The following is a 24878-nucleotide window of genomic DNA, read 5'->3' as shown; positions in this document are numbered from 1 at the left end:
CCGCCGCCGCTTCCTTCCATTTCAAAGCTGAACCGCGGCTTCCGGTGGATCGTCTACTGGAGGCGCGTCTTCTTGTCGACGCGCTCTTAGCCTCCTCTTCCAGGGAATCGTCCCATTCGCGAGGAGGCGGTCATGGCGGACGCATCACGTCGTCAGGGGGATCTGTTCGAGAGCCCTCCGACATACAGCAGCATTCCAATCGAAGTCCATCAGCAAATGCTGGAGCTCTTAAAGGAGCTTCTGACCGCCCAAGTCGCTTGCAGGCGACAACGACGACTGACACTCCGCATCGCGGATGGAACGGGTAAAGGATCTCCACCTCAGATCCCAGACACCCGGCATTATGACGCTGGTCCGCCGGGCGTCGGCAAGACGTATTTGTCGATCGCACTCGGGCGAGAGGCGATCCTGGCCGGATATAGGATGCGTCCACCACAGCGACGACGCTGGTCGCTAAGCTCGTCAAGGCGTACGGCGAGCGACACTTGGACGAGAAACTGCTCGCGCTGGCGAAGCCAAAGCTGCTGATCATCGACGAACTCGGCTACCTGCCGACGCTGCGCACCTGTTCTTCCAGCTGGTCAGCCGGCGGTTGGCGCCATGCTGATCACGTCGAAGCGCAGCGTTGCCGAAGGGGCACCGTGGTCGCTACCGCGATCCTCGACTGACTCCTGCACCACAGCCACGTGCTGAGTATCCGCGTCGTCAGCTACCGCTCCGCGCCAAGCAGATGAGCAGCCTCATCAAGCCGCCGCCGATGACGGCCCTCCGGTCGGCTCCGCCTCCTCCGTCCCGTCACCGGCGGAGCCAACCTTCAACCGACATTATGAACGCGAACGTGGGGGCAGTTCACCCGCCCTCTGCTCTGGCATACCCATGTTCCAGGTCGCTATCTTACGGATGACTTCGATCCAGGCGCCCTCGCGCTCGCGATCGAACTCGAACCCGCCGCGATCGGTTCAGGTTGAGCACGTCTCCGTTTCGCCGATCTCAGGAGAATGCGTCGCCTTTGGCATTTTTTCTCAAATCGTATCTGGACAGTTTGAGGCCCACGCGCGATAGCCCAAGCTCGCTCGCAATCCGGCTGATATTGCCCTCATACTTCTCCAGATAGTTGATGATAACGGACTTCTCGAGATCTTCCACCTTGTCTTTCAGCGTGGCCGAGCCGTTAAGCTTGCCATGAGCAGGCATCGCGATCGGCCGCCTTCCGTTGCGGCGGCCGAGCAGCGGCGGCACACGCAGCTCGTACTCGTCGGCCAGCACCGCCATGCGCTGGATCTCGTTCTGAAGCTCGCGCACGTTGCCCGGCCAGTGATATCTGGCGAACTCCTCCAGCGCGGACGCGGCAAAGCGCAGGCTCGGCCGGTTGAAGGACGTCTTCACCCCGACAGCACGCCCTCGGCGATCAACGGGACGTCCATGGGCCGCTCGCGCAGTGCCGGCATGTGAACCGGAAACGCCGCCAGGCGGCAGGAGAGGTCGCGTCGGAACCGGCCGGCCTCGACCTCGGCTTCGAGATCGCGATTGGTCGCGGGCACCACGCGCACGTCGACCTTGCGCACCCGCTGCGCGCCGAGCGGACGGATCTCGCTCTCCTGCAGCACGCGCAACAGCTTGACCTGGAACGCCGGCGAGGTCTCGCCGATCTCATCGAGGAAGGTGGTGCCGCCGTCCGCCACCTCGAACAGGCCGATGCGGTCCTGATAGGCGGCGCCCTTGTTGCATCCGAACTTTCGCTTTCGAGCAGTTCATCCGGCAGCGCGCCGCAATTCTCGACCACGAACGCCTTGTTGGCGCGGGCCGAGCCATAATGAATGGCGCGGGCGAGCAGCTCCTTGCCGGTGCCGCCCCCCCCGGTGATCAGCATGGAGATATCGTAGTCGGCGGCGCGTCTGCCGAGCTCGATCACGTCATGCATCGGACTATGGGGCGAATGCACGACACGGTTGAAGTTGTAAAGCTGCTTTGCGGCGCCGCGCTTGACCGACACGACCTTCTTGACGTGCCCGGGCGTCGCCTTGACGTCGACCCCCGCCGTTTCCGTTTCCTTCTGAAGCCGCTAGAGCTGAACTGCTTCCTTGACGATGTCGACCAACCGGTCCGGCTGCCATGGCTTCGTGATGTATTGATAGATGCCGGCCTCGTTGAGGCCAGCGATGATGTCTTCGCAGTCAGAATAGCCGGAGATGATCATCCGCACCGGATCCGGCCATATCTCGCGGACCCGCTTCAGGAAGCTGACGCCCGATTCGTGCGGCATCCGCTGGTCGCAGAGAATGGCGTGGACGATATCGCCTTCCAGGAGCTTCTCCGCATCGGCCGCATTGCCGGCGCACAATACCCCGAATCCTGGTCGAGGACGCGCCGCAGAGCCTCCTGCGAGCGAATCTCGTCGTCGACGACGAGAATGGTTCCTTGGACGTTTCCTGGCACGTTTCCTGGCATGCTCATGATCGCACCGCCATGCAGGTAGGTCGTGCGCACTCACGCCGCGACCGGTGATTAGCGATGGTCAGCGGCGTACGCGACTTCGGGACCTTGTGAATGAAATTGTAACGCGCCACGTGGTAGCTTGGATCGAAGCCGTAGAAGTTGAGCCGCATGCGGCGCAGCTCCTCGTTGCGGTACGCGTCGAGCGGTTTCTCGGCTTCGTCGGCGGCGCGGCGCCTTTGCTTGTCGACAAGGCGCGCGGCATAGTCGGGATCCGATGCAAGCGCGGCGGCGAGCTTCACGAGATCGTCCGTTGCCGCGCCCCTGGCCGTCAGCACGCGATCGACGATGCCGAGGCGTCCGGCCTCAGCCACGCCCATCGGCAGCCGGCATTGAGTGATCATGGCCGCATTCGCGGCACCCGCGCGCCGCGGCAGAAGATAGGTCCAGTATTCCGAACCGTAGAGATTGCCCATGGCCTTGTAATGCGGATTGAGCACGATCCGATCGCTGGCCCAGACCTCATCGGCGGCGAGGCTGAGGAACACGCCGCCTGCGCCGGCATTGCCGCGAACGACGGAAACCACCAGCCGATCGGTGGTCTCGATGATGGCCCGCGCGAGATCGTCGATCGCGTTGATGTTGCGCCAGGACTCATCCGCCGCGCTATCGGCGGCCTCGATCTCGGCAATATGAATGCCGTTCGACCAATAATCACGGCCGCCGGTCAGCAGCAGCACCTTGGTTGCGCGCGCAAGCGCGGTTCGATAGGCGCTGAGCAGTGCCTTGCAGTCGTCGGAGCTCATGGCGCCGTTGTAGAAGTTGAATTGCAGCTCGCCAACCTCGCAATGCTCGCGATATTCGATCGGACCGTAGCCGCATCCTGGCCTGTGCGGCAGATGCGCGGCTTCCGACGCGAAGATCTTCGTCGCCGGAAGCTTCAAGCTCTTCGGCGCGACACTCCGGACGTGGCCGATCCAGACCGCGCCGTCGACGGTCGCCCAGGCCAGCGCACCGTCGCACTGCGCCACCACGGTGCCGGGTACGCCGGAGATGCCATGGGCCTCATGCGCATCGAACAGCCGGACGTCCTGCCAGAACAGACTGTCGGTCAGGCCGGGCATGCCGTCGGCGTTGTCGATCTTGCGAAGCACCTCGACGGTTGTGTCGTGCTGCCAGTCGATCGCGCGATCCGCTTGCCGGCAGGGCCCCCGCACGCGAATGCGCGGATCGTCGCTCGCCATTGGCGCGGGCGCCTCGTGCCCGGCCTCGATCGCGGCAATGGCCTCGAGCACCGCCTCCACCGCGTAGGAGGTGACCTCGTTGCGGTAGATGCTGGACTTCGCGGCACGCCGCATCGGGAACGTGCGATGGACCCAGATCGGACCGGCGTCGAACTCGCCATCCGCCTGCAGCACCGTGACACCCCACTCCGCGACGCCCTCGAGAATGGCCCAGTCGAGAGCCGCAGGACCGCGGTCACCGGGCGGGCCGGGGTGCACGACGAGGCAACGCACGCCACGCCAGACATCGTCCGGGATCGCCCGTTTCAAGAACGCCGCGATAACGAGGTCGGGCCGATACAGCGCAACACTTTCGCGGGTGGATATCGAGCTCGACCGAGACCTCATGGCTACGCTCGCAGAGTTCGACATGCAGCCGCTGCGTCAGGTTGTTGAAGGAATGCGACAAAAGCAGAATGCGCATCCTGAGCCTCAACAGATCCGGGGTAATTGTTCGCCCGACAGCCAGTCGACGATCCTTCCGCCGCCAAAGCTCGTCGCCATCTGCACGAAATGGTGGTCGTCTGCCACGGCCTCGCCGATCTCGGCGGCATCACGGCCGAGCGGATGCACCCGCATCGCCGCAAGCACGGCTGCTGCAACCTCGGGCGCCACGATCGCTGCCAGCTTGCCTTCGTTGGCGACGTAGAGCGGATCGAGCCCGAGCAGTTCGCAGGCCGCAGCAACACCGGGCTTCACCGGGATCGCCGCCTCCTGAAGTCGGAAGCCGAGGCCGGACTGTTGGGCGATCTCGTTCAGCGTTGCGGCGAGCCCACCGCGGGTGGGATCGCGCATCAAACGGATGCCCTTGCCGCCGGCCGCCAGCATGCTCGCCACGAAATCATGCAACGACGCGGAATCCGAGACGATCTCGGTCTCAAAAGCGAGGTTCTGGCGTTTGGACATGATGGCGACGCCATGGTCCCCGAGCGTTCCAGAGATCAGGACACGATCGCCGACGCGGGCATTCCCGGCAGAGAGGTCGAGCCCGGCAGGCACGACACCGACCCCGGCTGTCGAGATGAACAGGCCGTCGGCCTTGCCGCGCTCGACGACCTTCGTGTCACCGGTGATGATGTAGACGCCCGCGGCTCGCGCGGCCTCGCCCATGGAATCCGCAATCATCTTCAGGTCGGAGAAACGAAAACCTTCCTCGATGATGAAGCTCGCCGAGAGATAGAGGGGCCGCGCGCCAGCCATGGCGATGTCGTTGACCGTGCCATGCACGGCGAGCGAGCCGATATTGCCGCCCGGAAAGAACAGCGGCGAGACCACATAGCCGTCGGTCGTCATCACCATGCGCCCGGCGCCGACATCGAACGCAGACTGGTCGTTGCCGCACGCCAGCCATTCATTGCCGAAGGCCTCGTGGAACAGGCCCGAGATCAGTTGCGACATCGCGCGGCCACCGGATCCGTGGGACAGGTCGACGCAGCCGTTCCTTATGTCGAGCTTGCGCTGATGGGCTTTCATGACGCCCGCCGTTGCTGATGATCGCGGAAGCGGCCGTAAGTCCAGTGTGCCGCACATGCACCCTCGGACGAGACCATGCAGGACCCCATCGGCGTCTCCGGCGTGCACACCGTGCCGAACAGCTTGCAGTCAACCGGCTTCTTCACGCCGCGCAGGATGGCGCCGCATTCACAGGCCGGATTGTCGGCAACGCGAAGCTCGTTCATGTCGAAGCGGACCTCGGCGTCGTATTTGGCGTAGGCCCGCTTCAGCTTGAGCCCGCTATAAGGCACTAGGCCGAGACCGCGCCACTCGAACTGGTCGCGCAGCTCGAAGATGTCGGAGACCTCCTCCTTGGCGCGCAGATTGCCGTCACGGGTCGCTGCGCGGCTATACTGGTTCTCCACCTCATGTCGGTGCTCGTTGACCTGCCGCACCAGCATCAGGATCGCCTGCATCATGTCGAGCGGCTCGAAGCCCGCGATCACCACCGGCTTGCCGAATTCTTCGGCAATGAACTCGTAAGGCTCGGTGCCGATGATGGTCGAGACATGGGCCGGCCCGACGAAGCCGTCGATCTCGACGCGGCCGATATTGCGGATATCGGGGCTTTCCAGGATGTTCTGCATCGCCGGCGGCGTCAGCACATGATTGCAGAACACGCTGAAGTTCTTGAGCTGCTTCTTCTCGGCGAGCCGGATCATCACGGCGGTCGGCGGCGTCGTGGTCTCGAAGCCGATGGCGAAGAACACGACCGCGCGGCCGGGAATTTCTTCCGCAACACGGATTGCATCAATCGTGGAATAAACCATACGGACGTCGGCGCCGCGCGCCTTCGCCTTCAGCAGCGAGGCACCCTGCGAGCCCGGCACCCGCATCAGGTCGCCGTAGACGCAAAGGATCACGTCCGGCCGCTCGGCGAGCCGGATCGCCATGTCGATGCGTCCCGCTGGCAAGACGCAGACAGGGCAGCCGGGGCCGTGGATCATCCGCACGTTCTTCGGCAGCATGTCCTCCAGCCCGTAGCGGGAGATTGCATGCGTGTGGCCGCCGCAAAATTCCATGAAACGATAGGATTGTTCCGGATCGGCCTCCGAGCGAATCGCCTTCGCCAATCCCAGCGCGATCTCCTTGTCGCGAAACTCGTCGGCATATTTCATTGCGCGGCCTCCCGGCTTTCGGCGGCGATTTCACGCAACAGCTCCAGCGTCCGCTGCGCCTCCTCCGGATCGATCTTGGTCAGGGCGTAGCCCACATGGATGATCACGTAGTCGCCGACGGCGAGGTTTTCGATCAGCGCCACCGAGATCTCTTTGCTGACGCCATCGATCGAGACGACGGCCATGTCGTCGGGCAGGAGCTTTGTGACCTCAGCAGGTATCGCGAGACACATCAGGCGTTTCCTTCCGGGCCTTGCTGTTCGAGGAGTTGGAGCGCGGCGACCCAGGCCTGCCCGAGGCTGAGGCCGCCGTCATTGGACGGCACCTGGCGAGGCAGCAACGGCGAGAGCCCGCTGGCGATGCAGCCGCGCCCGATCTCGTCTGCGAGGATCGCGTTGAGGAAGCAGCCACCGCTCAGGATGACGGTCGTGACGCTGGTCTCCAGTGCCGCGCGCGCGATCCAGTCGATGCAGGCGGCGGCGAAGGTGCCATGGAAGAGCTCGGCCCCATCGACCGGATCGACCGCAAGGCGCTCGAGCAAGGGGAAAAGAGACAGCACGCCATTCTCGATCGTCCAGCCGTCCTCCGCGAGGCGCGGTGTGCGGACACGCGCTTCCAGCTTCATTGCGGCTTCGCCCTCGTAACTCTGCACCGGACAGAGACCAAGCAGCCCCGCCGCCGCGTCAAACAGCCGGCCGGCGCTGGTCGTCGTCGCCACGCCGGGCTGGTCGAGCATAGCGCAGAGACGCGCAGCCTGCGGCTGCATCGCAAAGCGCTTCGCAATCGCGTCGCCGCGCCGCAAGGCGTGCAGCACGCTCGCGGCCATGCGCCACGGCTCGCGCGTCGCGCGATCGCCACCCGGCATCTTCATCGGCGCCAGATGTCCGAGCCGCCGGAAGCGTGCACCATCGCACGAGAGCAACTCGCCGCCCCAATTGCCACCGTCGCTGCCATAGCCGAAGCCGTCGAGCACCAGCGCCAACGCTGGCCCTGCGACGCCATGTTCCGCCATCACGGATGCCGCATGGGCATGGTGATGCTGGACCGCGATCAGCCGCCTCCCGCTGGCTTCGGCGAAACGGGTCGAGGCCATGTTCGGATGAAGGTCGTGGGCGATGACGACCGGCTCGATGTCCAGCGTCGAGAGCAGGTGATCCACCGTCTCCTCGAAAAAGCGAATGCCTTCCGCGGTGTCGAGATCGCCGATGTGCTGGGAGACGAAGGCTTCGTTGCCGCGGATGACGGTGACCGTCGACTTCAGCGCGCCGCCGACCGCAAGCACCGACGGGACGGACTTCGCGAGCCTAATCGGCTCGGGAATATAGCCGCGGGCGCGGCGGATGAACTGCGCCCGGCCCGCGACCACCGACACGACAGAGTCGTCCGCGCGGGTGACGATGTCGCGGTCATGCGTGACGATCAGGTCGGCGATGCCGGCAAGCCGCCGTTTGGCCTCGGCATTGACGATCACCAGCGGCTCGCCGCCAGGATTGGCGCTGGTTGCCACGATCGCCCAACTTGCGCCGTCTGCTCGCGGATGCGCCGAATTGAGCGCCTTCAGCACCAGATGATGCAGCGGCGCGACGGGCAGCATGACGCCGATCCGCGACAGCTCCGGCGCAATCGCGGGCGGGAGCATATCGCGGGATCTCATCAGCACGATGGGCCGCGGCGAGGATTCCAGCAGCGCGAGCCCGACCGCATCGATTTCAGCGATCTCGCCGACCACATCCGTCGAGCCGACCATCACGGCGAACGGCTTCTGATTGCGATGCTTCCGGTGCCGCAGACGCCACACGGCCGCATCTTCACGGGCATTGCACAGCAATTGATATCCGCCGAGCCCCTTGATCGCGACGATCCTTCCGTCGGCGATCGCAGTGGCGATCTGCTTGGTACCATGACTGATCCTTGGCCCACATCGCGGGCAGGCAATTGCTTCGGCGTGGAAGCGACGGCTCGCCGGATCGGCATAGTCTGCTGCGCAGGCCGTGCACATCGCGAAGCGCCTCATCGCGGTGGTACGGCGGTCATAGGGCAGCCGCTCGGCGATGGTGTAGCGCGGGCCGCAATGGGTGCAGTTGACGAAAGGATAGAGATGGAAGCGGCTCGCCGGATCAAACAGCTCGCTCAGACACTGCGGACAGGTCGCGGCATCGGCGGCGATCCGGGTCGAGACCTTGCCCTGCTCACTGGCGCGGATGTGGAACTCGTCGCTTTCGGTGATGCCGACCGGTTGCACGGAAATCTCGTCTATCCGAGCCAGTGGCGGTTTTTCCAGCGGCAGCGCATCGACAAAATCGGCGGCGCGGTCGCCCTCGACCTCGATCACCACGCCATCGGGATCATTGGCAACGAAGCCGCCGAGCCGATAGCGCGCGGCGAGGCCGTAGACGTAGGGACGAAAGCCCACGCCCTGCACGGCGCCGCGCACATGCAGGCGCAGCCGTCTTCGGTCTCGCGCCATGGCCTCGCCGCTCATGCTCATCCCGACACGGCCATCTCGGTCGGCTTCATCTGTGCAACCCGCTTGCGAATCCAGGCATAGAATGCCGCAAAACCCTCACCGGTGCACGCCGACACCGTCAAAACCTCAATCTTCGGACTGACCCGGCGCGCATATTCGATCGTCCTTGCAAGATCGAAGTCGAGTACGGGCGCAAGATCGATCTTGTTGATCAGCATCAGAGAGGAGGCTGCGAACATGTCCGGATATTTCAGCGGCTTGTCCTCGCCTTCCGTGGTCGAGAACACCACGATCTTGCAGGCCTCGCCGAGATCGAACGCCGCGGGACAGACGAGATTACCGACGTTCTCGATGAAGAGGATGCCGCCGTTAAGCCAGGGCAAGCGGTCATAGGCTTCGCCGACCATGGCGGCATCGAGATGGCAGCCCTTGCCGGTATTGACCTGGATCGCCGGCACGCCGGTCGAGCGGATCCGTTCGGCATCGTTGGAGGTCTGTTGATCGCCTTCGATCACGCCAATCGGAAAGCTGTCCTTCAGCTCGGACACGGCGCGAACCAGAAGCGAGGTTTTTCCGGCGCCGGGGCTCGAGACCAGGTTGAAGACGAGCACGTCGTCGGTGCGGAAGCGCGCGCGGTTGTCGGCGGCAAGCCGATTGTTCTTGCCGAGAATGTCGCGCTCGACCTGGATAATGCGGTCGCTGCTCATGCCGGCGATCTGCTGGCCTGCCGGGTTGGCGCTGCAATCGACCAGCCCGCCATCGCCGGGCGCGTGATCATGATGATGGTGATGGTCGTGGCTGTGCCCATGATGATGCGAATGATCGTGCCCATGGGAATGATCATGGGAATGATCATGGGTGTGTTCGATGGACGCTTTGGCATCGCTGCAACCGCATACCGTGCACATCAGTCGACCTCCAGCTCTCTCACGCGCATCTCTTCGCCGCCGGTCACCTGCAATTGATAGCTGCCGCAGGACGGACACGGCTCATAGCGCTGCTTGATCTCGACGCCTTTGGAGCAGGCCATGCACCAGGCCGCTCCCGGCGTCTCGACGATCTCGAGCCTTGCTCCTTGCGCAATGGTGCGCGCGGCGACGGCCTCGAAGCAGAACTTCATCGCCTCAGGCGCAACATGGCTGAGCGCACCGATCTCCAGGCACACGACGTTCACCCTAGCGAAGGCGTGCTTGCGCGACTCCTCCTGGATAATCTCGATGATTCCCTCGCACAGCGCCATCTCATGCATGGCCGATCTCGCGGAAGCTGAGGCTGAAGCCGACGCACGGATCGAACGAGCCGACGAGCGTGCGGACCGCATCCAGCCCCTGCCGGCCCCCGGCGAGAACGGAGCCCTGGAGGCTGCGAACCAACGGCCCGCGGGCATGGAAATTCCACTCCGTCGGCGCCAAGAATTCGAAGCGGACGATGCGGTCTTCATCGTCGAGCTCGACGGCATGATAGAGCCGGCCCCGCGCGCATTCGACGGCACCCGCGCCTCTGCCGGTCCCCACCCGGTAGCTCTGGAGGACACCGTCCTCGACTGTCCCATCGTCCGCCTCGAGGAAGGCGCAGAGCCGCGCCACTTCCGCGATTCGCGCCTTCAGACGCTCGGCGGGCCCCGCGCCCGGCGGCAGGATCGGCTCACGCCCAACCCGCCGCGCCCAGACGCCGGTCTCCGGAATCCGGCCCTGGAGATCAGGCGCATCGGAGAATATCGCGCCATCGGCAAGCAGCCGCATGACGATTTCGAGATCGTCGGCTGCCGACAGGAATGACTGTTCGACCACCGGCGGCAGCAAGGCATCGCCATCGAAATTCGCAAGATGTACCGCCAGCGCGCTGCCGGCCCCGGGGGTTTGCTCCTCGCTCGCGATCCCGAGCGCGGCGAGCGATGCCCTGATCTTCGCCACCGCCTCGCGGCGCGAGACCGCCTCCCCGCGCTCGGCGATGCTGCCACCCAGAACGGCCGTGGCCTCCATCATGGCACGAACGGCTGCGGCGCCGGCGCCGTCAAGCGTGAGACGGCCAACGAACAGGCCGCGTAACAATTCGGTCAGGCGTTCGGCGACGACAGCGACGACGCGACCGTGCTCGATCTCGAGACTGGCATCCTCGCCCCGCGCCGCCTCGACCGCGGACAGGAAAGCTACCTGATGCGCCATCGAGCACAGGGAGAACAGACGCGGCAGCACCGACGGCAGTGACGAGGCCGGCTTTCCCGCGAACAAGCGCGTCAACGGCGGCCGGCTGCGCGGCCGGATCGCGACGTCGGCGATCGTGCCGCCGGCGAGCCACACCGTGATGTCGATCTCGTTGCGGAAGGCCAGGCTCATCCGCACCGCTCCGTCAGAACACCGCGCAGGAAGTTACGCCGATCGATCGGGCTTGTTGCGGGCTCGCGACGACGGACCGCCTCCTCGCTGTCGGCCGGCAGCATCAGCTCGGCGAGGGTCGCTTCGGCCGTCGCCCGCGCGGCGACCATGTCCGCGAACTGGAACATCGGCGAGAACAGCGAGCAGCTCGCGATCAGGCCCATTTGTCCGACCTCGCTGAGAGTGAATTCGATATCGCCCGCAGGGAAGCGGATTCGCAGGCTCGGGCCCGACGTATCCCGCGCGATCGCGCTCGCCGGCATCACCACGTTCATGAACCAGGGCGTGACCATGATGCCGATGGTCGTGCCGTTGAACCAGCGGAAACCGACCGCTTCGACGCCGAGCGCGTCGTTGTAGATCGGCAGATCGCGCATCGCGCGCTCGCCGATCTCCCGATGGCTTCCTGCCAAGAGCTCGCCCCATGCTTCGGCGTCGGCGTCGCTGGCAGGAATTTGCGCATCAGCTGTCATGACTCGATCGCCATGAACTTGGATTTTGGAGAGTCGCAGTTCGGGCAGCGCCAGTCTTCCGGCAACGCCGCGAACGGAGTGCCGGGCGCGATCTGTGCCACCCCGTCGCCATCGGTGGGATCATAGACCGTCCAGCAGATGCCGCATTCCAGCCGCGTGACATCGGCGACGTCCTGGCGCACGCCAAAATTCTCGAACCCGCTCATTTGAAATAGGCCTCGATGATCTCCTGAAGCCGCTCAGCCGAGTCCTCGAAGTCCTCGTCAGCCGCAATCGCCACCGTCGGCACGCCGCCGATCTCCAGCGTATCGAGGATGATGGTGTCCATAGCGTTGAAGAACTGCACCGACCAGACATTGCGGATGCCCGTGGAGAGCACCCGGCAGGTACCATAGCCGCGAGAAACCAGTTGGATCGGCCCGTTCTTGATCGTGTCCTGGAGAAAACTCATGTCGACCGGGCTCATCGGCAGCAGCGTGAAATTGATGATCTGCGAGCGGATGCCCGGCCGCCATGCGAGCGCCCGCTCGCGGATTTCCGCAAGCACCGGCAGCACGTTCATGGCACCTTCGGGGGCCTGCCCGATCTCGAAATCCGCAGCCGTGAGATCGGCAGCGGCGCGCTTCACGATCTCCGGGATCGGCCCGACCTCGAGATATTCGTGATTGGCGTCGCTCTCCAGTTGCACGCGCCAGATCCCGGCCAGCACAGATTCCTGGATCTGCGCCAACGATCCATCGGGCAGCGCAACGACGGCAGCCACTTCGCCCTCGCCCATCACGTCGGCAATCAGCTTGCGCTCGAGATCGTTGAGATTGCCAAGCCGGAACAGTTGCGTCGGCATGTCGGCCTTCTGGCTCGCGATCGCTGCGGCCACCTTCGACAACAGCTCGATGGCGTTCGGGCAGATCCTGGCGAGTTCCGCGCTGTCGAGCGTGGCAAGCTTGGCCAAGGCACCGGCCGCGGTCAGGCTGCCGCTCGTCGCGTTCAGGCTCTCATCGCCGATCGGAAACACGTTGATCGGCTGCTCCGCGCCCTCGGGCGCAGTCCAGAAACCCGCTTTCATAGTTCGACACTTTGGCGGTGCTGGGGAACGATGGTTGTCATGACAACGGCGCTCGTGCCGCGCGGACGGTCGATCAGCTTGGTGATGCGGTCGACATAGATCGACCAGTCCTGGATCTTCGCGATCAGCCCGAGTGTCTCGCCCTTGGCGACGAAGATCAGCGTCGGCTGCACGCGCACGCCAAAACGCTGGCCGAGTTCGCTCTCGGCACCGCGGGCGATCACCGCGGCACGCAACCGACCCTTGAATGCCTCGATCAGCTCCGGCAGCACGACCGCGACGTCGATCGCCTCCGGAAAACGCGCGGGGTCTCCCGCCGACAGCAACACGGCGATGGCGCGGGCCTCGTCGGTCGTATTCAGAAAACGATCGACCGTCGCAGCATCCACCTCCGGCAAGCCACGCCGCGCCAGATCCTGCCTTCCCTGCTGGAATTTCATCAGACCTCCCCTGACAAGCTTATGATTCTGCTGGGAATAGGGATCAGCAAGGTACGTGCCAAGGACGGTTATCACCTTTCCTGATTTATCCAATTGATTTGAATCATATATTTCCACGACAGGAGATGCATCAATCCCAAGACGGAAAGCTAATTTTCATATCGGATGAAAATGAACTTAGCAGGTAGAAATTTATCCTCCAGCGAGGACGCGGGCTCTCGCGGAGCGGGCTGCCGCCCTAATCAAGCCGGAGATGCTCGGGCAGTTGCGGCTCGCGGTCAATGAGGTCGGCGAAGAAGCGATCGCAATCCTCGCCATTGATCGCTGCGCCCAGACCGTCGATCGCGGCGCCGATCAGGCGCGCCTCGGCCTCATGCAGAAGCCGAACCGCGGTGTCGATAAAGACCAGCACCCTGGCACCGGCCGGCGGGTTCGAGAGCAGCAGCATCGAAACGCGCCGCTGCTCGCCTCGGAACTCGCACAGCGCCGATATCCCGTCAGTCTCAACGATCGTCATCGGCAAGCCGAGGCACATGGCGGATCTCCGACGGTGCAGCCGGTCAGGCCGGCCGCCCCCTCACCTCGTAATGCTGTTGATCGATGTCGTTGGCGAGCAGCCGCTCCGATTCTGTCAACGGCGCGGTGCGCGGCATCACCTCGGCGCCCCATTCGGCCAGGATCTCGCAACCAAGCTCGAGCGCCGGCGCGATCTGATCGCGCACCGGCTTCGTCAGCGGCCCACCCCAATCCTCGAGGTCGAGCGGCTGGCAGCCGATCAATACGAGATGTCGCGGACAACGGCCAAGCAGGTCGGCCGCGCTGATGACCTCCTGGAAGCCGGTCTGGTGCAAGCTCATCTTCTTGGCGCCGGTGAAACGCGGCACCTCGTCGTCGCGAACGAGCTTCAACTGCCCGGGCTCGAGCCCATAGTCGATCGCGTCGAACACGATCAAACGATCCGCATCCTCCAGGTAGTTCACGAGGTAGAGCCCCTGCGTGCCGCCGTCGAGAATGGTGACGTTGTCGGGCACGGCGTAGCGGCGGTGGAATTCCTCCACCGCGCGCACGCCAAAGCCTTCGTCGGCCCACAGGATGTTGCCGATGCCGAGCACCAGGATGCGGTTTGCTTGCGAAGATGTCGGCATCGGTATCATTCCAGTTTCTCAGTCGCGGAATGCCGCTCGCCGGAGATCATCGAGGAGATGATGCTCTGGCGCGACATGATGTCCTCACGGACCGCGGCGTAGATGTGCACCATCACGAACGCGACCAGCGCCCACATGCCGAGATGATGCCAGGTGTGAACGTCCTGGCTGTTCGGCCAGATCGCGAACACCCAGCCGAACAGCTTGTGCTGCCAACTGTCGATGTCCGCACCTTCCGAATAGAGCGCAAAGCCGGTAACAATCATGAACGCCACGAACAGCGTGAAGCCCGTGAACATCACGGTCCGCGCCAGCGGGTTGTGGCCGACATACATCTTCGGCTCGTGCTCCAGGAACGCATACCAGCGGATTTCATGCAGCACTTCCTTCCAGAAGTGCTTGCGATGCACCGGCAGATAGAAAATCTGCCGGGAATGGTGATTTCCGACGAAGGCCCACAGAATGCGGGCAAGGAAGAACACCGCCAGCACCTGCCCCGCCGCGAAATGGGCAAAGCGGATATAGCCCATCACGAAATTCGCCGAGGCCTCGCCCTCGACCGACGGCAATGGCGTTCCGATCAGATAACCGGTCACCATCAGCACGATGATCGAGAACGCGTTCACCCAATGGCAGATCCGCACCGGCGCTTCGTAGACATAGACGGCGGGACGGCCGACCCCGTGTTCGCCGGCCGCATCGGCCGCTATCGCGGAGAGGTCCGGCTCGGCTTCCGCCGGACGTGCAGCTACATCCATCATGGCGTTTCCCCCTGCTTCACCTGATCTTGACGCTGGCCATTTCCTGGCCGTCCGGACTCATGACATGCGTGGAGCAGGCCAGGCACGGATCGAAGGAATGGATCGTGCGCAGGATCTCCAAAGGCTGCTCGGGATTGACCATCGGGGTGTTCATCAGCGAGGCCTCGAATGCACCGATGTTCCCTTGCCGATCGCGCGGTGAGCCGTTCCAGGTGGTCGGCACCACGCACTGGTAGTTGTCGATCTTGGTTTCCTTGATCTTGATCCAGTGCGCGAGCGCGCCGCGCGGCGCCTCGGTGAAGCCAAACCCCTTGGCCTCCTTCGGCCAGCTCTCCGTCTTCCACTTGTCGACGTTCGCGGTCGAGCTGTCGCCGGCCTTGATGTTGGCGACGAGCTTGTCCTGGAAGTAGCGCATTTGTCGTCCGGCCCAGACCGACTCCAGCGCGCGCGCCGTCGTGCGACCGAGCGTCGAGAATAGCGCCGACAGCGGAAGGTTCATATCCTTCAGGAACTTGTCGACGGGATCCTTGAACTCGGCCTTGTTCTGCGCATAGCCCACCACCCAACGCGCCAGCGGGCCGACCTCCATGGCGTGACCCCGCCAGCGCGGCGCCTTGATCCATGAATATTTTCCGCCCTCATCGAGCTGCTCGATCGCGGTCTTGGTGCCTTTCGCATTGGGCCCCAGCACGTAGTTCGGCTCGGTCACGCCGTCCCAGGGATGCAGTCCCTTGGTTTCGTCGGGATATTTGTACCAGGAGTGAACCACGAACTCCTGGATCTCATCGGGGTTGGCATGATCGACGGGAAGCACCTCCGAGAGATTGCCGTTTATGATGGCGCCCCGCGGCAGCTTCAGGCTCTTGGAGGAGTAGTCGTTGGCGTGTTCCGGCACGTCGCCATAAGAGAGTACGCTCTTGCCGGAAAGACCGCCGCCGTAGAGCCAGTCCTTGTAGAACGAGCCGATCGCCGCCACGTCGGGCAGGTAGACCTGCTCGTTGAACTCGATCAGGCGATCGATGATCGACGAGATCAGGTTCAGGCGCTCGATGTTGATGGCACCGACCGCGCCCGTGCCGTCGACGTTGATCGGACAGGGCACGCCGCCCACGAGCCAGTTCGGATGCGGATTCTTGCCGCCGAAGATGGTGTGGATCTTGACGATCTCCTTCTGGAAATCGAGCGCCTCCAGATAGTGCGCGACCGCCATCAGATTGGCCTCAGGCGGCAGCTTGTAGGCCTTGCTGCCCCAATAGCCGTTTTTGAAGGGCCCCAACTGCCCCGACTCGAAGAACTTCTTGAGACGGGTTTGCAGGTCCTTGAAGTAACCTGGCGACGACAGCGGCCAGCTCGAGATCGACTGCGCGAGCGTCGAGGTTGCCCGCGGGTCGGCCGAAAGCGCGGAGACCAAATCGACCCAATCCAGCGCGTGCAGGTGATAGAAGTGAACGACGTGGTCGTGCACCTGCAAGGCAAGCTGCATCAGATTGCGGATCGAATTGGCGTTCTCCGGAATGGTGATCCCGAGCGCGTTCTCGACCGCGCGCACCGACGTCAGCGCGTGCGTGCCGGTGCAGACGCCGCAGATCCGTTCCGTGAACGCCCAGGCGTCGCGGGGATCGCGGTTCTTCAGGATCACCTCGATCCCGCGCCACATCGTGCCGGTGGAGACTGCGTTTCGGATGACGTTGTCGGCGTCGACATTGACCTCGACCCGCATGTGACCTTCGATACGGGTCACCGGATCGACGACGACGCGCTTGCCGGAATTGTCGAGATTGAAGCCGTTGGGAGCCTGGATACCCATGATTTTCTTACCCTTGGATCTCTTTGGCGCTTAGCTGGTGTGGTGCGCGTCTTCGCGCTTGCCGGCGAGCCGCTTCACCGCGGTCACCGCTGCATGCGCGGCGACTGCCGCACCGACGGCTCCGGCCGCCACCATGCCGATCTGGTCGGCGTTCTTCTCGATGCCGAACTGCTTGATGTTGGTGAGACGGTCGTAGAACGAACCCTTGTCCCAGAATCCGTCTTCCGAGCAGCCGATGCAGCCATGACCCGACTGGATCGGGAAGGAGACGCCGCCATTCCAGCGCACGGTCGAGCAGGCGTTGTAGGTGGTCGGGCCCTTGCAGCCCATCTTGTAGAGACAATAGCCCTTGCGCGCCGCCTCGTCGTCCCACTCCTCGACGAATTGGCCGGCGTCGAAATGCGGCCGCCGGTAGCACTTGTCGTGGATGCGCTGCGAGTAAAACATCTTCGGCCGGCCCTGACGGTCGAGCTCGGGCAATTTGCCGAAAGTGATGATGAAGGTGACGACGCCGGTCATCACTTCGGCGATCGGGGGGCATCCCGGCACTTTGATGATCGGCTTGTTGGCGATGACCTTGTCGATGGGCGTCGCCTGCGTCGGATTGGGCTTGGCCGCCTGCACGCAGCCCCACGAGGCGCAAGCGCCCCAGGCGATGATCGCCATCGCATCCTCCGCCATCATCTTCAGCTTCTCGACGAACGGCTTGCCGCCGTCGATGCAGAACATGCCGCCTTCGTTCAGCGGCGGATTGCCTTCCACCGCGAGAATGTATTGCCCTTTGTGCTTGGCGCGGGTCTCTTCGAGGATCGCCTCCGCCTGGTGGCCTGCGGCCGCCATGATGGTGTCGTCATAGTCGAGCGAGATCATCGAGAGCACGGCATCCTTCACCAGCGGGTGCGCGGAACGAATGAAGCTCTCGGAACAGCAGGTGCATTCGAGGCCGTGCATCCAGATCACCGGCACGCGGGGCTTGGTCTCGAGCGCGTTCGCGATGCGGCTCGCCGCCAGCGGCCCGAGGCCGAGACTCGTCGCAGTCAGGCTGCAAAATTTGTGAAAGCTCCGACGCGTGATACCTTGACGCCTGATCACGCTGTAAAACGTTTCCGTCGCCGCGCCCATGAATCCTCCCGCCTCGGCTTGGACTTGTCTATGACGCCAAGGAAAGCAAGAAGCAGGCCAAGCACTGGGAGCGTAAGGAAAGTAGAGTGATACCAAATTGTTGCAGATTTGAATTGCTCGAATTGCGGTGCGCGCATGCCCCGACCGAGAAAAGCGGAAACAATTCGATTTCAGGCGACAACGAAGTTTCCCCCCCCCGCGCGACAGACCACTCAATGCGCGGTGCACACCATCCAGGGATCGAACGAGCGCACGACGTGCTGGATGGCGACCGAGCGTGCGCCGGCGTCGCGGACATCGGTGCCGATCAGCGCCTGCTCCAGCGGGCCGCCGACATCCGCCGGTTGGAAGGCCAGACTATGCGGCCATTTCCCGGCGAAGATACCCATGGGTTCGAGCAGCCGCGCCCGCGCCGGCAAGACATCGCGTGCCGCAGTGCCGCGCGTCGCTGCGAAACGGTCCCGTGCCTCTCTCATGCCAGGCGTGCGCGGCACGGCCTCGCGAGCGAAGTCCGGCATGAAGAAGATGTAGAAGTGCGTGAGATGATCTGCGGCATTCTCCGCCGCATGCGCGAGATTGGTGGCGAGAATCCCGTTCGGCGCGACCTCGGCCGCCATCGCATCGCGAAGAGCGGCAGCCGCGGCGACCGACTGCGAGACCGAGCAGATGCCGCAGATCCGCGGCGCCAGCGCCAGCGCCTCGAGGGGCGGACGCCCCACCAGGATCTGCTCGAAGCCGCGATACAGCGGCGCCGTCACCTCCGCGCGCATGACCCGCTACTCTCGACATCGAGGCCAACTTCGAGATCGCCCTCGACGCGTTGAGCGGACCGATCGTGATGCGCGTCATGGCGTGCGCTTGGCCGTCGGACGGCCGGGCGGCACGACCACGCGGTCCGCGGTCGCATTCAGCCGCACCCGCCGCAGCGTCGCCGACTTCGACAGGGCCGCGAGCGCCACGAACCAGGTCTTGGGCATGTCGGTCGGAAGTCCGACGGGAATGCCGGCAAGCTTTGCGGATGTCTCTCTTCACAGTGAAACGCGAAGCGACTTGCTCCGGCGCGACCTCCCTCGGCGCGACAGATCATCTTCAAGGGAGCCACGTGACCGGGCTGGCTTATCCGCCCGATATGTGCAGTTTTCGCCTCGCTGGCGAGCACGCCTGAATTCCAACAGCGCAAAGCGACGGCGACTCCGAACAGACACGTGGACAAACGTTGGAATGGCTCATCGACCACCTGGATGAATTCCAAGCAGCGGTGGCCGCCGGCGCGACTCGTTTCCGGTTCGCACGCCATGCCCGTGCTGCCGTCCGCAAGCCCTGCCCCGACGCCTCAGTGATCGAACAGAGCGCGGCGGCTATGCTCTACACACGAGAGGCGGCGAGCCGTTTTCGAGCGAACGCTAACGAATAAACAGGCAAAGAGGCGGCACCTTAAGCTCATAAGAAGTTGGAACGCGGCCTTGGGCCTCAGCGGGATCGGCCTAGATCTTGTGATCTGCGGCAGCCGCTTCATCGGCAAGGTCCTCGCGAACCGACGCATCTATGTCGCCACCGGGCAGTGTCTAGCGCACCCTCAACGCGCCCTTGGCCGGCACATATCGCCGGCGGCTTGGCCCAGAGTATAGTATGCACAGACGTGGCTTGCCCCATCAGTAGAGACCGTTCGGGCCTCGGCTGATCCGAACTCCTCTTCAATCGCGGGACACACCAACTCTGCACGCCCGGCTCGAAGACGAAGCCGCGTAGCACAGGCGTCACTTCAGCTTGATCTGGACGTCACAACGGCAGAATGCCTTCGGCAATGCCGAAGCCGCACGACTTTCCGGTCGCGTCAATGTCGAGATCGCCCAGCAATGATCAGAACAAAATTTAGCTGTCTGTGAAGCTCCACTGTCACATTCAACGGGTCCTAGTCATTGTATTCGTTTTGGGCACAGCTGAGCCACTGACTGCCACCTCAAAACGAAACATCGTTATCAAACGTTTTGATGGACCATCAGGAGGCTGAGACATGCTGGACCCTCATCGTTAGATTCTAAGTTTTCAGGATTTTGCGCCATGTCATATCCACCCCCTCAAACCAAGCTGCATGCTGTGCTGAGAGGTGCTCTGGAGGATGCTGTCCGGATGGTGCCTGAAGCAAAGCGGACGTCTTCATTGAAGGCTTGCCTCGCCGAGAAGGTTCTAACTCTAGCCGCGCGGGGTGAGAGCAATCCAACGATCCTAACTCGTCTCGCCGTGCTGACAGTGCAGAAATCCTGTCATGGCTGTTACGGATGTGAAAGGTGGTAGTCGCACGGGGGAGCCCGCGAAGCGCGAATTGATTAATTTGAACTGGAAGGTCGGGCTTTCTGGCGTCACAGTAGCACGGTTGGCGATACGCTTTTCGCTGACGTGATAGAGATTCGTTCACTATGTCATGGCGTCCGCGTGACCCAATAGCGGCCACCCACGCCGAGGCCAAACTTATCGCATATAAAATAAGACAGAACTTCCTTCGATCTGTAAACCGCCGCCGCCACTGCCTCGCTTCGGGAATGTCGTTTTCGCGACACACGAGCGTGCATTGAAACACGACCGCGTCGGAATCGAACACAACACACATTTGCCGAATACCGGAATGCACATGCAGGGAGGACCAGACTTTGATGACGGAAACGATTGCCTTGATCACGCAGGCGAATACTACCCAAGCGCCTAAGTACTGTTCGCTCGAAACGTCGGCTGGTTCTGCGACGTGATATCCGCGAAGATCCGCAGCATCCCGCACAATGGCGCTCGCGTCGGTGTAAATGGGCTGCGTCGCAGAGATGGACCCGCGAGGGCCATCGCCGCAATCCTTCAGTCGAGCTCCGCTGGGATCGCTCCAACCGCGCGTATTGTCATCACCACTAAAACTGTGATGCCGTGCGACATCCGCGTCGAAGGACTAGCCTTGCATCTCACGTCGCGTCAGGTCGTAGAAACTTACGAGAGACGGGCGCTTCACCGCGGATGCCATACCCACGGTGCGCCTAAATGCCAGGACTGGAGATAGTGAACTGCAATCAAAGCAAGAGCGAAGACAAAGTGGCGGGCTGGAAAGCCCTCGCTCTCGGCTCCAGACGATGATCCATATTGGTGATTGGAACAGATCGAAAGCGCGCGGGCGCTGAGATTTATCAAGCGGCAGAATTACAAGACGTTGCAGACGTTTGGCGGAGCGGCATTCGAGCGGGAGCGGGACGCGCTGGCCTCGATTTACGATCGATCAGACAGTATATATTAGCCGCCGTGGCGGCTATCTCTACAATCTCTGGAAGGACGCCAACAATCCACGCGGCCTCTGGCGACGAACCACTCTGGAAGAATTTCGAACGCCGCGTTGTGGGAAGTTCTGCTCGACATCGACCAGCTCGCTATCAGCGAGGGTGAAGACTGGCTTCTGAATGCGACGGCCTCGCTGCCCGGGACTCATGGACGCACGATGCTGAGCCTCTCGCGGCGCGGCAGCGATGCTGTCACCTTGCGTGAGTTCGACATCGACGCGAAAGCGTTTGCTCGCGATAGCTTCGTGTTGCCGGAAGCCAAGCGCGACGCTGAATGGATTGATCCCGATACGCTGGTGCTGTCGAGCTCTTATGGGCGGGATATGGCGACGACATCTGGCTATGCGCGCACGGTGCGGCTGTGGCGGCGCGGCACGGGGCAGATCAAGCTCCAGTGATCTTTGACATTGCAGCCGATCATGGCAGCGCCCACTGCAATGTCGACCATACCGTTGCGCCGGCGCGGATGTGGTTCGCGATCAGGTCAGCGCGCGTCCGGGGGGCTTTGCTCTACCGAGCTACACCACCACCGGGGACACGACCTTGCGTCATATCGCGGACAACGTGATTTGGTCACGCGAGATCGGGATATACCCCGCGCTGTCGCGATTGCTTGTATTGCGATTGTGGCTCACCAAGCGTCCCACGTTGTTGAGGTTAACGCATTTGTCTTCAGCGCACATATGTCACAGGTTCAGGCAGACGTTGACGAGCACCTCAATGCGAGCGCTTTCGCATCGACACGCAAGACCGATCCGCTGCATTCATCTTCTTTTCTGCTTCAGCGCGTCGTGCAAAGCTCCTGGTCAGGAGTCCGGCCGATCGCGCACTCAATGCGTTCGCGCATAGCTGGATCGATATCTTTGGCACCGAGCAACTTTGGCGCCGGCGTCTCCTGCATTTGAAGAGCTGGTTTATCCCAGCTAGCGCAACTGCAGAGCCCCAGAGTGGCGAAGAGAGCCGAGCACGAAAGCAGACAAAATGAACCCAAGCGCCACCGCGCTGCCTTCCGACGTGAATTCATGCGGTCCTTCTTAGATTGACTGCTGCGACTGTGAATCGGCTGCAAGGAGCGTGTTGCGGAGTTCCTCGGACGGGGCGTTGTCGTCCTTTGCAGCTGCGAGTGTAATGGATCCAACAGGCTGGATTGTGAAGTCCGAGGCAAGGTCCTGATAGGATAGAACAGCAAGATCGATCCCATTACGGGTGAGAAAGCCGCGGACAAAGCGTCGTATATCCATCGAAGCAAGGATAACGGGCTTGATCTGCCCCCGAACTACGTTCGAATGGATCTGACGCATTTTTGAGAGCAGCGCCTCGCTTTGCTCGTCGCTCAAAACCAGGTAGGGTCCTTTGGCAGTCTCTCGAACCGCGCTGCGCACGATATCCTCGGTTTGACGTTCGATGATAAAGACGGGCATGACGCGGTGTGCGTTGGCATACCGGTGGCAGATTTGCCGTCTCAGACCGGAGCGAACATGTTCCGTGAGCAAGACGACGTTTTGTTCACGTCCGCTCCATTCGGCCAATGCTTCCAAGACCAGCCGTGTGTTCCGGATCGGAATACCCTCCTCCAGGAGGCGCCGCAAGACGTCGGCTACTTTAGGGATCGGCGTCGTACGCAACACCTCCTTGACCAGATCGGAATATTCCGTCTCCATGCGGGCCAGCAACTGGCGCGTCTCCTGGATACCCACCAAGCACTGTGCATAGCGGGTCAACGCCGAATGGACGCGCAAGGCCAGGATTTCAATGGGACGGTGGTGCCCGATGCCGGCTGCTTTGAGAGCCGGTGCATTGCTCTGTTCAATCCAGATTTGATCCGCCTCCCTGTCATGCCGAAACGGGATGCCACTCAATTCAATGTTGGCCGGATCGTCGTGGAGTGCGAGCTGCGTTGGATCAATTAACTCCTGCTCGACGGGCACGCCCTCGACATCCACCCTGTACTGCAAGTCTGGCAAGCGCTCGTCGACCTCGATGGGGATGCGCGGAATTGTGATGCCGAGATCAGACGAGATCAGTCCCGAAACGCGTGCAATGTGCTGTTGCAATTCTTCTTTGTCGATAGCCCGTGTCAGACTTGACGCAAGGAACAACGCGACGGGAAGCGCCTCCGCAGGCACGATTTCCTTGTTAGACTGTGTGGGAGCCGGGCGAGAGATATCAGCGCTTTTCTTGCCGCTTTGGGTCCCACCGTCGGCAAAGCTCGCTGCCGCAAAGACTGCAGCCAAGACGAGAAAGACAGGGAGCGGAAAACCCGGAATAGCCCCCATTACAACGAGGACGCAGGCAGACAGCCGCAATGCGTGCGAGTTTGCTGTGAGCTGGTTAACGATGTCGGTCCCAAGATTGAGCCTTACAACCCCATTTACACGAGTGATGATTGTCGCAGCTGTAATCGAGAGCAGCAGCGAGGGAATTTGTGAGATTAACGCATCACCTATGGTCAGCAGGGTATATTGATGCAGCGCCGCCTCGAAAGACATGCCCTTGGAGAGCAGGCCGATGGTGATCCCGCCCAGCATGTTGACGCAGATAACGACCAATCCTGCGATGGCGTCGCCCTTCACGAATTTCATGGCGCCATCCATAGCCCCGTAAAGCTGGCTTTCTTTCTCCAATGTAGCGCGCCGGCTGCGGGCTTCGTTCTGATCGATATGGCCATTGCGCAATTCCGCATCGATTCCCATCTGCTTGCCTGGCAGAGCATCGAGCGTGAACCGCGCCGCCACCTCGGCCACGCGTTCAGCCCCCTTGGCCACGACGATGAACTGCACCATGGTCACGACTAAAAATATGACAATGCCGACGACGATATTTCCCGATATGACGAAATCACCGAACGTGCGAATGATGCTGCCCGCATCCCCCTCAGCCAAGATCAGCCGCGTCGTTGAGACGGTGAGCGCCAGACGGAATACCGTGGAAATCAGAATGACGCCTGGCAAGGACGAGAAATCAAGTGGAGTGCTAATATAGAGAGCGACCATCAGCAGCAATATGGCGAAGCCCAGATTGAAGCCGACGAGCGTATCGATCGCCACTATCGGGATCGGCATGATCATCATGCCGACCGTCAGAAGCAGCATCAACGCGACCATCAAATCGGAGCTGGCCGACGCGCGCGCAATGATCTTACGCAGGACGCTGGTCATGGGGACCTTCCGATCGTTGATTGATCAGGCCAGTGCTGTCACGCAACGAGACATAGCGTTGGAAAGCGGCGAGCGCCTCGTCTATGAGGCCGGCCCGCCGCAGGGCGTGGCTACGCAACAGCATCAAAGAGATACGCGCCGAGGGTTCGTCATCAAGTGTGTTCAGTCTATCTAGGACCTGCAACGCCTCACCTCCGAGGCCTTCCAAGATGAGGGCATAGGCGAGAATCCGTAATAGATCGACATCTCGCGAGTAGTTGCCGACGATGAGTCGCAAAAGAGCCACGCATTCTGCGCTCTGCCCACATGCAAGGTGAAGATAGGAAAGTGTACAGAGCAAATCGCGCTCCTGCCCGGAACTCAGTGAGACGTTATCGGATTCGGAAATGTTGGTCGTCCGTTGCGCTCCATCGGAGTTGAACATT

The 24878-nt window shown here is 62.4% G+C and carries 21 protein-coding genes and 4 pseudogenes; 3 read left to right on the top strand and 22 right to left on the bottom strand.

Annotated elements, in window-relative coordinates; genetic code table 11:
• The first annotated feature begins 132 nt into the window (after window positions 1–132).
• Together IVA95_RS39040 and IVA95_RS39035 are read left to right on the top strand one after the other, a co-directional pair.
• Window positions 133–528 (top strand): ATP-binding protein, encoded by a 396-nt coding sequence (locus IVA95_RS39040; protein WP_346658024.1) that lies wholly within the window; start codon window positions 133–135, stop codon window positions 526–528.
• A complete protein-coding gene (locus IVA95_RS39035; RefSeq protein ID WP_308200466.1) occupies window positions 486–668 on the top strand; it encodes a hypothetical protein in 183 nt (60 codons plus the stop codon). The genes IVA95_RS39040 and IVA95_RS39035 overlap by 43 nt, the downstream gene beginning before the upstream one ends.
• Before the next feature lie 322 nt (window positions 669–990).
• On the opposite strand, the pseudogene IVA95_RS19105 reads toward IVA95_RS39035, so the two are convergent.
• From IVA95_RS19105 to IVA95_RS19010, 20 genes and pseudogenes are all read right to left on the bottom strand, one after another.
• Window positions 991–2448, bottom strand: a pseudogene (locus IVA95_RS19105) (sigma-54 dependent transcriptional regulator).
• Between the two features lie 2 nt (window positions 2449–2450).
• On the bottom strand, window positions 2451–4064 hold the full coding sequence (locus tag IVA95_RS19100) for an enoyl-CoA hydratase-related protein (RefSeq protein ID WP_247511880.1): 1614 nt from the start codon (window positions 4062–4064) through the stop codon (window positions 2451–2453).
• Between the two features lie 84 nt (window positions 4065–4148).
• Window positions 4149–5189 carry a hydrogenase expression/formation protein HypE gene (gene hypE, locus IVA95_RS19095; protein ID WP_247385353.1) on the bottom strand — a complete coding sequence of 347 codons (1041 nt, stop codon included), beginning with the start codon at window positions 5187–5189 and terminating at the stop codon, window positions 4149–4151.
• Entirely contained in the window at window positions 5186–6328 is a 1143-nt protein-coding gene (gene hypD, locus IVA95_RS19090; protein WP_247511879.1) for a hydrogenase formation protein HypD, read from the bottom strand. The genes hypE and hypD overlap by 4 nt, the downstream gene beginning before the upstream one ends.
• A complete protein-coding gene (locus IVA95_RS19085) occupies window positions 6325–6561 on the bottom strand; it encodes a HypC/HybG/HupF family hydrogenase formation chaperone (protein WP_247511878.1) in 237 nt (78 codons plus the stop codon). Before IVA95_RS19085 ends, hypD begins: the two co-directional genes overlap by 4 nt.
• Entirely contained in the window at window positions 6561–8816 is a 2256-nt protein-coding gene (gene hypF, locus IVA95_RS19080; protein ID WP_247511877.1) for a carbamoyltransferase HypF, read from the bottom strand. The genes IVA95_RS19085 and hypF overlap by 1 nt, the downstream gene beginning before the upstream one ends.
• Window positions 8813–9703 carry a hydrogenase nickel incorporation protein HypB gene (hypB, locus tag IVA95_RS19075; RefSeq protein ID WP_247511876.1) on the bottom strand — a complete coding sequence of 297 codons (891 nt, stop codon included), beginning with the start codon at window positions 9701–9703 and terminating at the stop codon, window positions 8813–8815. The genes hypF and hypB overlap by 4 nt, the downstream gene beginning before the upstream one ends.
• Window positions 9703–10044 (bottom strand): hydrogenase maturation nickel metallochaperone HypA, encoded by a 342-nt coding sequence (gene hypA, locus IVA95_RS19070; protein WP_247511875.1) that lies wholly within the window; start codon window positions 10042–10044, stop codon window positions 9703–9705. Before hypA ends, hypB begins: the two co-directional genes overlap by 1 nt.
• Entirely contained in the window at window positions 10037–11131 is a 1095-nt protein-coding gene (locus IVA95_RS19065) for a nickel-dependent hydrogenase large subunit (RefSeq protein WP_247511874.1), read from the bottom strand. Before IVA95_RS19065 ends, hypA begins: the two co-directional genes overlap by 8 nt.
• Window positions 11128–11643 carry a [NiFe]-hydrogenase assembly chaperone HybE gene (hybE, locus tag IVA95_RS19060; protein WP_247511873.1) on the bottom strand — a complete coding sequence of 172 codons (516 nt, stop codon included), beginning with the start codon at window positions 11641–11643 and terminating at the stop codon, window positions 11128–11130. The genes IVA95_RS19065 and hybE overlap by 4 nt, the downstream gene beginning before the upstream one ends.
• Window positions 11640–11849 carry a rubredoxin gene (locus tag IVA95_RS19055; protein ID WP_247320203.1) on the bottom strand — a complete coding sequence of 70 codons (210 nt, stop codon included), beginning with the start codon at window positions 11847–11849 and terminating at the stop codon, window positions 11640–11642. The genes hybE and IVA95_RS19055 overlap by 4 nt, the downstream gene beginning before the upstream one ends.
• Window positions 11846–12709 carry a hydrogenase expression/formation protein gene (locus IVA95_RS19050; protein ID WP_247511872.1) on the bottom strand — a complete coding sequence of 288 codons (864 nt, stop codon included), beginning with the start codon at window positions 12707–12709 and terminating at the stop codon, window positions 11846–11848. The genes IVA95_RS19055 and IVA95_RS19050 overlap by 4 nt, the downstream gene beginning before the upstream one ends.
• Window positions 12706–13149 (bottom strand): hydrogenase accessory protein, encoded by a 444-nt coding sequence (locus IVA95_RS19045; protein WP_247511871.1) that lies wholly within the window; start codon window positions 13147–13149, stop codon window positions 12706–12708. Before IVA95_RS19045 ends, IVA95_RS19050 begins: the two co-directional genes overlap by 4 nt.
• A 238-nt stretch (window positions 13150–13387) precedes the next feature.
• Entirely contained in the window at window positions 13388–13684 is a 297-nt protein-coding gene (locus tag IVA95_RS19040) for a HypC/HybG/HupF family hydrogenase formation chaperone (protein ID WP_247511870.1), read from the bottom strand.
• Window positions 13685–13709: 25 nt separating this feature from the next.
• Window positions 13710–14294, bottom strand: coding sequence for a HyaD/HybD family hydrogenase maturation endopeptidase (locus IVA95_RS19035; RefSeq protein WP_247511869.1), 585 nt, complete (start codon window positions 14292–14294; stop codon window positions 13710–13712).
• A gap of 5 nt (window positions 14295–14299) precedes the next feature.
• Window positions 14300–15055 carry a Ni/Fe-hydrogenase, b-type cytochrome subunit gene (gene cybH, locus IVA95_RS19030; protein WP_247511868.1) on the bottom strand — a complete coding sequence of 252 codons (756 nt, stop codon included), beginning with the start codon at window positions 15053–15055 and terminating at the stop codon, window positions 14300–14302.
• A gap of 16 nt (window positions 15056–15071) precedes the next feature.
• Entirely contained in the window at window positions 15072–16862 is a 1791-nt protein-coding gene (locus IVA95_RS19025; protein ID WP_247511867.1) for a nickel-dependent hydrogenase large subunit, read from the bottom strand.
• A gap of 30 nt (window positions 16863–16892) precedes the next feature.
• Window positions 16893–17984 (bottom strand): hydrogenase small subunit, encoded by a 1092-nt coding sequence (locus IVA95_RS19020; RefSeq protein ID WP_247511866.1) that lies wholly within the window; start codon window positions 17982–17984, stop codon window positions 16893–16895.
• Window positions 17985–18325: 341 nt separating this feature from the next.
• Window positions 18326–18833, bottom strand: a pseudogene (locus IVA95_RS19015) (nickel-dependent hydrogenase large subunit); the annotation flags it as partial.
• A pseudogene (locus tag IVA95_RS19010) lies at window positions 18830–19003 on the bottom strand (HupU protein); the annotation flags it as partial. The pseudogenes IVA95_RS19015 and IVA95_RS19010, both read right to left, overlap by 4 nt.
• Window positions 19004–21120: 2117 nt before the next feature.
• On the opposite strand from IVA95_RS19010, the pseudogene IVA95_RS19005 reads away from it, so the two are divergent.
• Window positions 21121–21716, top strand: a pseudogene (locus tag IVA95_RS19005) (S9 family peptidase); the annotation flags it as partial.
• A gap of 613 nt (window positions 21717–22329) precedes the next feature.
• Here IVA95_RS19005 and sctV read toward each other — a convergent pair.
• Together sctV and IVA95_RS18995 are read right to left on the bottom strand one after the other, a co-directional pair.
• Window positions 22330–24453, bottom strand: coding sequence for a type III secretion system export apparatus subunit SctV (sctV, locus tag IVA95_RS19000; RefSeq protein ID WP_247511865.1), 2124 nt, complete (start codon window positions 24451–24453; stop codon window positions 22330–22332).
• Window positions 24434–24877 carry a histidine kinase gene (locus IVA95_RS18995; RefSeq protein WP_247511864.1) on the bottom strand — a complete coding sequence of 148 codons (444 nt, stop codon included), beginning with the start codon at window positions 24875–24877 and terminating at the stop codon, window positions 24434–24436. The genes sctV and IVA95_RS18995 overlap by 20 nt, the downstream gene beginning before the upstream one ends.
• Between the last annotated feature and the right edge of the window lies 1 nt (window position 24878).

It is taken from the genome of Bradyrhizobium sp. 157, assembly GCF_023073815.1.
Taxonomy (GTDB): domain Bacteria; phylum Pseudomonadota; class Alphaproteobacteria; order Rhizobiales; family Xanthobacteraceae; genus Bradyrhizobium.
This window is presented reverse-complemented; position numbering and strand designations above follow the sequence as displayed.